The organism is Streptomyces sp. SID14436 (assembly GCF_010548465.1).
GTDB lineage: Bacteria > Actinomycetota > Actinomycetes > Streptomycetales > Streptomycetaceae > Streptomyces.
Genome location: NZ_JAAGMD010000188.1, coordinates 1 through 7,388 on the forward strand (window position 1 = coordinate 1; position 7,388 = coordinate 7,388).

The 7,388-nt window shown below is 68.8% G+C and carries 8 protein-coding genes and 1 rRNA gene; 5 read left to right on the top strand and 4 right to left on the bottom strand.

What is annotated here, in order from left to right; genetic code table 11:
• Positions 1–636 (bottom strand): hypothetical protein (locus tag G3I53_RS06775; protein ID WP_164438120.1); only part of this gene is annotated, 636 nt, incomplete at its 3' end.
• Positions 637–829: 193 nt separating this feature from the next.
• On the opposite strand from G3I53_RS06775, the gene G3I53_RS06780 reads away from it, so the two are divergent.
• The 3 genes from G3I53_RS06780 (at position 830) to G3I53_RS06790 (ending at position 3,245) form a co-directional block, all read left to right on the top strand.
• Positions 830–1,627 carry an ABC transporter ATP-binding protein gene (locus G3I53_RS06780; protein ID WP_164334063.1) on the top strand — a complete coding sequence of 266 codons (798 nt, stop codon included), beginning with the start codon at positions 830–832 and terminating at the stop codon, positions 1,625–1,627.
• A gap of 104 nt (positions 1,628–1,731) precedes the next feature.
• Complete coding sequence (locus tag G3I53_RS06785) at positions 1,732–2,166, top strand: NfeD family protein (RefSeq protein WP_164334064.1); 435 nt, start codon at positions 1,732–1,734, stop codon at positions 2,164–2,166.
• A gap of 131 nt (positions 2,167–2,297) precedes the next feature.
• Positions 2,298–3,245, top strand: a complete 948-nt coding sequence (locus tag G3I53_RS06790; RefSeq protein WP_164334065.1) for an SPFH domain-containing protein — start codon at positions 2,298–2,300, stop codon at positions 3,243–3,245.
• A 125-nt stretch (positions 3,246–3,370) separates the two neighbouring features.
• Here G3I53_RS06790 and G3I53_RS06795 read toward each other — a convergent pair whose 3' ends face one another.
• From G3I53_RS06795 to G3I53_RS06805, 3 genes are all read right to left on the bottom strand, one after another.
• On the bottom strand, positions 3,371–3,877 hold the full coding sequence (locus G3I53_RS06795) for an HNH endonuclease (protein WP_164334066.1): 507 nt from the start codon (positions 3,875–3,877) through the stop codon (positions 3,371–3,373).
• Positions 3,878–4,076: 199 nt separating this feature from the next.
• The gene (locus tag G3I53_RS06800) at positions 4,077–4,616 is read right to left on the bottom strand and encodes a YbhB/YbcL family Raf kinase inhibitor-like protein (protein ID WP_164334067.1); all 540 of its coding nucleotides are present in this window, start codon (positions 4,614–4,616) and stop codon (positions 4,077–4,079) included.
• Between the two features lie 104 nt (positions 4,617–4,720).
• Complete coding sequence (locus G3I53_RS06805; RefSeq protein ID WP_164334068.1) at positions 4,721–5,503, bottom strand: sporulation protein; 783 nt, start codon at positions 5,501–5,503, stop codon at positions 4,721–4,723.
• Between the two features lie 182 nt (positions 5,504–5,685).
• Here G3I53_RS06805 and G3I53_RS06810 point away from each other — a divergent pair, with 182 nt between their 5' ends.
• The gene (locus G3I53_RS06810) at positions 5,686–6,330 is read left to right on the top strand and encodes a DNA-3-methyladenine glycosylase (RefSeq protein ID WP_164334069.1); all 645 of its coding nucleotides are present in this window, start codon (positions 5,686–5,688) and stop codon (positions 6,328–6,330) included.
• Positions 6,331–6,853: 523 nt separating this feature from the next.
• Positions 6,854–7,388, top strand: a 16S ribosomal RNA gene (locus G3I53_RS06815); the annotation flags it as partial.

The window sequence follows — 7,388 nt, forward strand, 5'->3', positions numbered from 1 at the left end:
CTCGACCAGCGCCCCCACCCGCTGCGCCAGCTCCAGCACCCGCACCGCACGCGGCGGATACCCGGGCGCCAGCACCTCCCCGCCCCGCTCCGCCCGCGCCCGGTACGCGTCGATCGCCGCCTCGGCCACCGGCCCCGACCCGGCCACGTCCAGCCGCGTCAGCACCTCCGTGGCCTCCCGCAGCGCCTCCGCCAGCTCCCGCTCCGCCTCACCCAGCGAGGGCACGTCGGCGGGCGGCGCCTCCCGCACCGCCAGGCAGTGCCAGACCACCTCCACATGCACGTCGCCCTCCGGCCCGGCCTTGGCGACCTCCGGCACCAGACCGAGAGCGGCACCGTGACAGACCACCGCCTCCCCGGCCTCCAGCGCCCGCGCGTTGAACTCCGGCGGACCGCTCAGCCCCAGCGGATGCCCCGGCGCGGGCAGCGCGACCCGCAGCCCGGTCGCCCCCAGCGACCGCAGCCGCCCCAGCGCCAGCGTCAGCCCCACCGGGGCCGCCTCGCCCGGCAGCCCCGCCACCCGGTGCACGACGTCCTCGCCGACGATCGCGAGCACGGCGTCATCCGGCGAGACGCATCCGGCAAGAAGGGCATTTCCCCATGCGGCAAGGCGTCCAGAGCGTGGTTCCGAGAACATCCCCCCACCCTAGGCGGCCCCCGCCCCACCGCGGCGGGCCCGCCGAAAGCCCGAGAACCGGACCGATGGAACGCACCGGTCGGCCGGTGGCGTAGATTTCATGGAGGGCTGCGCCCGATCGGCGCGGCGGACCGAGCCACAGGCGTAAGCGACTGCCGAGACCGGCCACACTGCAAGGGGAGACAACGCGCTCATGAGCGATGTTCTGGAGCTTCAGGACGTATCCGTGGTCCGCGAGGGCCGGGCTCTGGTGGACCAGGTCTCCTGGTCGGTCAAGGAGGGTGAGCGCTGGGTCATCCTCGGCCCCAACGGCGCCGGCAAGACCACCCTGCTCAATATCGCCTCCAGCTACCTCTACCCCAGCAAGGGAACCGCCACGATCCTCGGCGAGACCCTCGGCACACCCGGCACGGACGTCTTCGAACTGCGCCCCCGCATCGGCATGGCCGGCCTCGCCATGGCCGACAAGCTCCCCAAGAAGCAGACGGTCCTGCAGACCGTGCTCACCGCCGCCTACGGCATGACCGCCGGCTGGCAGGAGGAGTACGAGGACATCGACGAGCAGCGCGCCCGCGCGTTCCTCGACCGCCTCGGCATGTCCGAGTACCTCGACCGCAAGTTCGGCACCCTCTCCGAGGGCGAGCGCAAGCGCACCCTGATCGCCCGCGCCCTGATGACCGACCCGGAACTGCTGCTCCTCGACGAGCCCGCCGCCGGTCTGGACCTCGGTGGCCGCGAGGACCTCGTCCGCCGTCTCGGCCGACTCGCCCGCGACCCGATCGCCCCCTCCATGATCATGGTGACCCACCACGTCGAGGAGATCGCGCCCGGCTTCACCCACGTCCTGATGATCCGTCAGGGCAAGATCCTCGCCGCCGGCCCGCTGGAACTCGAACTCACCTCCCGCAACCTGTCCCTCTGCTTCGGGCTGCCCCTCGTCGTCGAACAGGTCGGCGACCGCTGGACCGCCCAGGGCCTCCCGATGGTCTGAGCGGGCACCCGCACCCCCAAATCCCGTGGCCCACGGGCAATTTCGGCCGGACCGGAGGGGCCGGTGCCCTGTCGGCGACGGGTGCGCGGTCCTACCATGACCATGTGGACATCGACGCATGGCTGTGGTGGCTGATCGGCGCGGCAGTACTCGGCATCGCTCTGGTGATCACCGCGATGCCCGAACTCGGCATGCTCGCGGTGGGCGCGGTCGCCGCGGCCGTGACCTCCGGCATCTTCGGCGGCGGCGCGGTCGCCCAGGTCGTCGTCTTCACCGTCGTCTCGACCGCCCTCATCGCCGTCGTACGCCCCATCGCCAACAGACACCGGGCCGGACGGCCACCCCAACTCTCCACCGGCGTCGACGCCCTGAAAGGCAGACAGGCCGTCGTCCTGGAACGCGTCGACCGGTCCGGCGGACGCATCAAGCTGGCCGGCGAGGTCTGGTCCGCCCGCGCACTCGAAGCCGACCGCTCCTACGAGGTGGGCCAGGAAGTGGACGTCGTCGACATCGAGGGAGCCACCGCCATCGTCATGTGACCTCACACGACGCAACCCGGCCGATCCGGCCCCGTGTTGCGCCGCGGTCTGACAGACTCGACCAGCAAGATCTTTCCAGGCACACGACCTGCCGAAGGCGCCGAGGCGAAGAAGGGTACGGGGAACCGACGATGGAACCGATCATCATCGTCCTGATCATCCTGGTGGTGTTGGTCTTCATCGCCCTGATCAAGACGATCCAAGTCATCCCACAGGCCAGCGCCGCCATCGTCGAGCGCTTCGGCCGCTACACGCGGACCCTGAACGCGGGCCTGAACATCGTCGTCCCGTTCATCGACACCATCCGCAACCGCATCGACCTGCGCGAACAGGTCGTCCCCTTCCCGCCCCAGCCGGTCATCACCCAGGACAACCTGGTCGTCAACATCGACACCGTCATCTACTACCAGGTCACCGACGCGCGGGCCGCGACCTACGAGGTCGCCAGCTACATCCAGGCCATCGAGCAGCTCACCGTCACCACCCTGCGCAACATCATCGGCGGCATGGACCTCGAACGGACCCTGACCTCCCGCGAGGAGATCAACGCGGCCCTGCGCGGCGTCCTCGACGAAGCCACCGGCAAGTGGGGCATCCGCGTCAACCGAGTCGAGCTCAAGGCCATCGAGCCGCCCACCTCCATTCAGGACTCGATGGAGAAGCAGATGCGCGCCGACCGCGACAAGCGGGCCGCGATCCTCCAGGCCGAGGGTGTCCGCCAGTCCGAGATCCTGCGCGCCGAGGGCGAGAAGCAGTCCCAGATCCTGCGCGCCGAGGGTGAGGCCAAGGCCGCCGCCCTGCGCGCCGAGGGCGAGGCCCAGGCCGTCCGCACCGTCTTCGAGGCCATCCACGCGGGCGACCCGGACCAGAAGCTGCTGTCCTACCAGTACCTCCAGATGCTCCCGAAGATCGCCGAGGGCGACGCCAACAAGCTCTGGATCGTCCCCAGCGAGATCGGCGACGCCCTCAAGGGCCTCTCCGGCGCCGTCGGCAACTTCGGCTCCAACCTGGGCGGCAACGGCGCCTCGGGAGGCACCGTCCCCGCCCAGGAACGACGAGAAAAGCCCTCGATCGACTAGCGCTGAACCAAGGGCGCCGTGCCCGCACACGTTCCCCGCCCCCCGCCCAGGGGCGCGGGGAACTGTGCGACAAGCCACGACGCACCCGCAGCCGACGAAGCAACAAGGCCCCTACGGCGACATACCTACGCCGCGTCCAGCGTCAACCACTCGGGCAACGCCTCGAAGTCCTCCGCGCCCAGCGCCAGCAGCATCGCGTCGGCGGGTGTCGGCTCGAAAGGCCGACGCAGCAGCGGCATCCCCGCCTGCTCCGGCGTCCGGTTCGCCTTGCGGTGGTTGTCCTCCGCACACGACGCGACCGTGTTCAGCCAGGTGTCCTGGCCCCCCTTGGACCGCGGCACCACATGGTCCACGGTCGTCGCCCGCCGCCCGCAGTAGGCGCACCGGTGCCGGTCCCGCACCAGCACACCCCGCCTGGACCAGGGCGCTTGTCTTCGGAACGGCACCCGTACGTAGCGGCAGAGCCGGATCACCCGGGGCGCCGGTATGTCGACCGCGGCCCCCCGCATGCGCAGTTCGGGGTGGGCCTGCTCGACGACGGCCTTGTCCTGGAGCACCAGAACGACGGCTCGGTTCAGCGTCACCGTCGACAGCGGCTCGAAGCTCGCGTTCAGCACCAGCGTGTCCCGCATACCAGCCCACCTCCTGTGTGCACCGGCCCACCCCCTGGCGGGCTGGGGTCAACTCTGGCCGGGCACGCCGAGATGGACAACGCAATATCTGCTGCTCCGCGGGGAACGCCCCCGCGATCCCCGACAACAAAAAAATGCCCGCCCCTGATCAATTCCGCGACCAGGGGCAGGCAAACGTTCCGTGAACGTCGGGATCCGGTCAGGATCCGGCAGGCACCTCGTACTCGCCGATCAGATGCGCACGGGCGAGCGTGTGGAAACGCAGGTTGAAGCCCACCGCGGCGGGCGTGGCGTCCGCGTCCGGACCCAGCTTCTCCTGGTCCACGGCGTACACCGTGAACACGTAACGGTGCGGGCCGTCACCGGGCGGCGGCGCCGCCCCGCCGAAGTCACGGGTGCCGTAGTCGTTGCGCACGTGGACCGCGCCCTCCGGCAGACCCTCGAACTTCCCGCTGCCGGCACCCGTCGGCAGTTCGGTCACCGAGGCCGGGATGTCGAACACCACCCAGTGCCAGAACCCGCTGCCCGTCGGCGCGTCCGGGTCGAAGCAGGTCACGGCAAAACTCCGGGTCCCCTCCGGGAAACCCTCCCACCGCAGATGCGGCGAGGTGTTCCCGGCGGCGTGGACCTGAGCGTCCTTGAGGCTCGCGCCCTCCTCGACATCCTCACTCGTCACCGTGAACGACGGCACGGGCGGATGGAAGTCGTGGGGGAGCGGCCGCCGCTTGTGCTCGGTCACCTCAGTACCTCCTGAATCGTCAGCCTCCGGTCGCCCACGAGCCTAGGGCCTCTCGTTCGGATCCTGCCGGGCTCGCGGGCCCGGCAGGATCCAGACGGAAGACCCTAGAACCAGTTGCGCTTGCTGCCGACCTCCGACAGCCACTGGTTGAGGTACGCCGCCCAGTCGGTGCCCTGGTAGTCGTCCAGCCCCACCTGGAAGGAACGGAACGTGTCACTGCCCTCGCTGAACAGACCCGGCTTCTTGTCCATCTCCAGCACGACGTCCATGGCCCGCTCGTCGGCCACGAAGCTCAGCTCGACCTGGTTCAGCCCCCGGTACTGCTGCGGCGGGAAGAACTCGATCTCCTGGTAGAACGGCAGCTTCTGCCGCGTCCCCCGGATGTGGCCGCGCTCCATGTCCGCACTCTTGAAGCGGAAGCCCAGCTGGATGAACGCGTCCAGGATGGCCTTCTGCGCCGGCAGCGGGTGCACGTTGATCGGGTCCAGGTCGCCGGAGTCCACCGCCCGCGCGATCTCCAGCTCGGTGCTCACCCCGATGTTCATCCCGCGCAGCGCCTGCCCGTCGATCATCGTGACCGGCGTCTCCCAGGGGATCTCCAGCCCGAACGGCACCGCGTGCACCGCACCCGCCTGCAGCTCGAACGCCCCGCCGAGCCGCACCTTGGTGAACTCGATGTCCTGCTTGTACTCCTGGTCGCCGCTCTCCACCTCGACCTTGGCCTGCAGCCCGACCGACAGCCCCTCGATCTGCTGGGCGACCGAACCGCCCTGGATGCGCACCTCGCCCTGGACGACGCCGCCCGGTACGACGTTGACCTCGTGCAGCACCGTCTCGACCGACGCGCCGCCGGCCCCCAGGCTCGCGAGCAGCTTCTTGAACGCCATGTGTCTCCCCTTTGTCGCCCTGTGGCTTTCGACCGTGCCGTGCGGACCGTCGTCTGTCGTGCGGACCGTCGATCCCTAACAACGCGATCCGGCCGTGACCGGTTCCGTGGACGTCACCCTGACAACAGCGGGGCCCGGTGACCACCCCGTGGCACCGACCGCCTCCAGTACCCTCGGACGGCATGATCGCGACCCCCGACCGTACGCCCCTGCCCAGGAAGTTCTTCGACCGACCCGTCCTCGAGGTCGCCCCGGACCTCCTCGGCCGCACCCTCGTACACAGCACACCGGACGGTCCGATCGCCCTCCGCCTGACCGAGGTCGAGGCCTACGACGGCCCCAACGACCCCGGGTCCCACGCCTATCGCGGCCGCACCGCCCGCAACGCCGTCATGTTCGGCCCGCCCGGGCACGTCTACGTCTACTTCACGTACGGCATGTGGTTCTGCATGAACCTGGTCTGCGGCCCCGAGGACCGTGCGAGCGGGGTCCTGCTGCGCGCCGGGGAGATCATCGAGGGCGTGGAGCTCGCCCGGACCCGGCGGCTCTCGGCACGCAACGACAAGGAACTCGCCAAGGGCCCCGCCCGCCTCGCCACCGCCCTCGGTGTCGACCGGTCCTTCGACGGCACGGACGCCTGTGCGCCGGACGACACCTCCCCCCTGCGGATCCTCGGCGGCACGGCCGTCCCCGCCCACCAGGTGCGCAACGGCCCGCGGACGGGAGTGGCCGGCGAGGGCGCCGTGCACCCCTGGCGCTTCTGGATCGCGGACGACCCGACCGTGAGCCCGTACCGGGCCCACGTGCCGAGGCGCCGGCGAAGTTGACTCGGCCCCGGTGCGGGCGTAATGTTCTCCGAGCCACTTGAACCGGGTACGGCGTTCGCCAGCAGCCGGAAGCGGCCAAACCACTACCTACGATCACCCCCTCGGCGGGGTCGAATTCGTCATGTTCGCATGCCTGAATTCAATTCCGCTGGACCGGATTATGAATCGGGCTGGGGAATCGGTTAACGTAGTGATCGTCGAAAGGCCGACGGGCGAAAGCCCCCGACCTGCGACGGACCCCGCTGACTGGGGGTCAGGTCGAGAAAAAGATCTGATAGAGTCGGAAACACCGAAGGGAAGCACCCGGAGGAAAGCCCGAGAGGGTGAGTACGAAGGAAGCGTCCGTTCCTTGAGAACTCAACAGCGTGCCAAAAGTCAACGCCAGATATGTTGATACCCCGTCCATCCGGTTTCGGATGGTCGAGGTTCCTTTGAAATACACACAGCGAGGACGCTGTGAACCGCCGGACTATTCCTCCGGTGGTTCCGCTCTCGTGGTGTGACACCCGATCACGGGTACACATTCACGGAGAGTTTGATCCTGGCTCAGGACGAACGCTGGCGGCGTGCTTAACACATGCAAGTCGAACGATGAACCACCTTCGGGTGGGGATTAGTGGCGAACGGGTGAGTAACACGTGGGCAATCTGCCCTGCACTCTGGGACAAGCCCTGGAAACGGGGTCTAATACCGGATACTGAGCCTCGCAGGCATCTGCGGGGTTCGAAAGCTCCGGCGGTGCAGGATGAGCCCGCGGCCTATCAGCTTGTTGGTGAGGTAACGGCTCACCAAGGCGACGACGGGTAGCCGGCCTGAGAGGGCGACCGGCCACACTGGGACTGAGACACGGCCCAGACTCCTACGGGAGGCAGCAGTGGGGAATATTGCACAATGGGCGAAAGCCTGATGCAGCGACGCCGCGTGAGGGATGACGGCCTTCGGGTTGTAAACCTCTTTCAGCAGGGAAGAAGCGAAAGTGACGGTACCTGCAGAAGAAGCGCCGGCTAACTACGTGCCAGCAGCCGCGGTAATACGTAGGGCGCGAGCGTTGTCCGGAA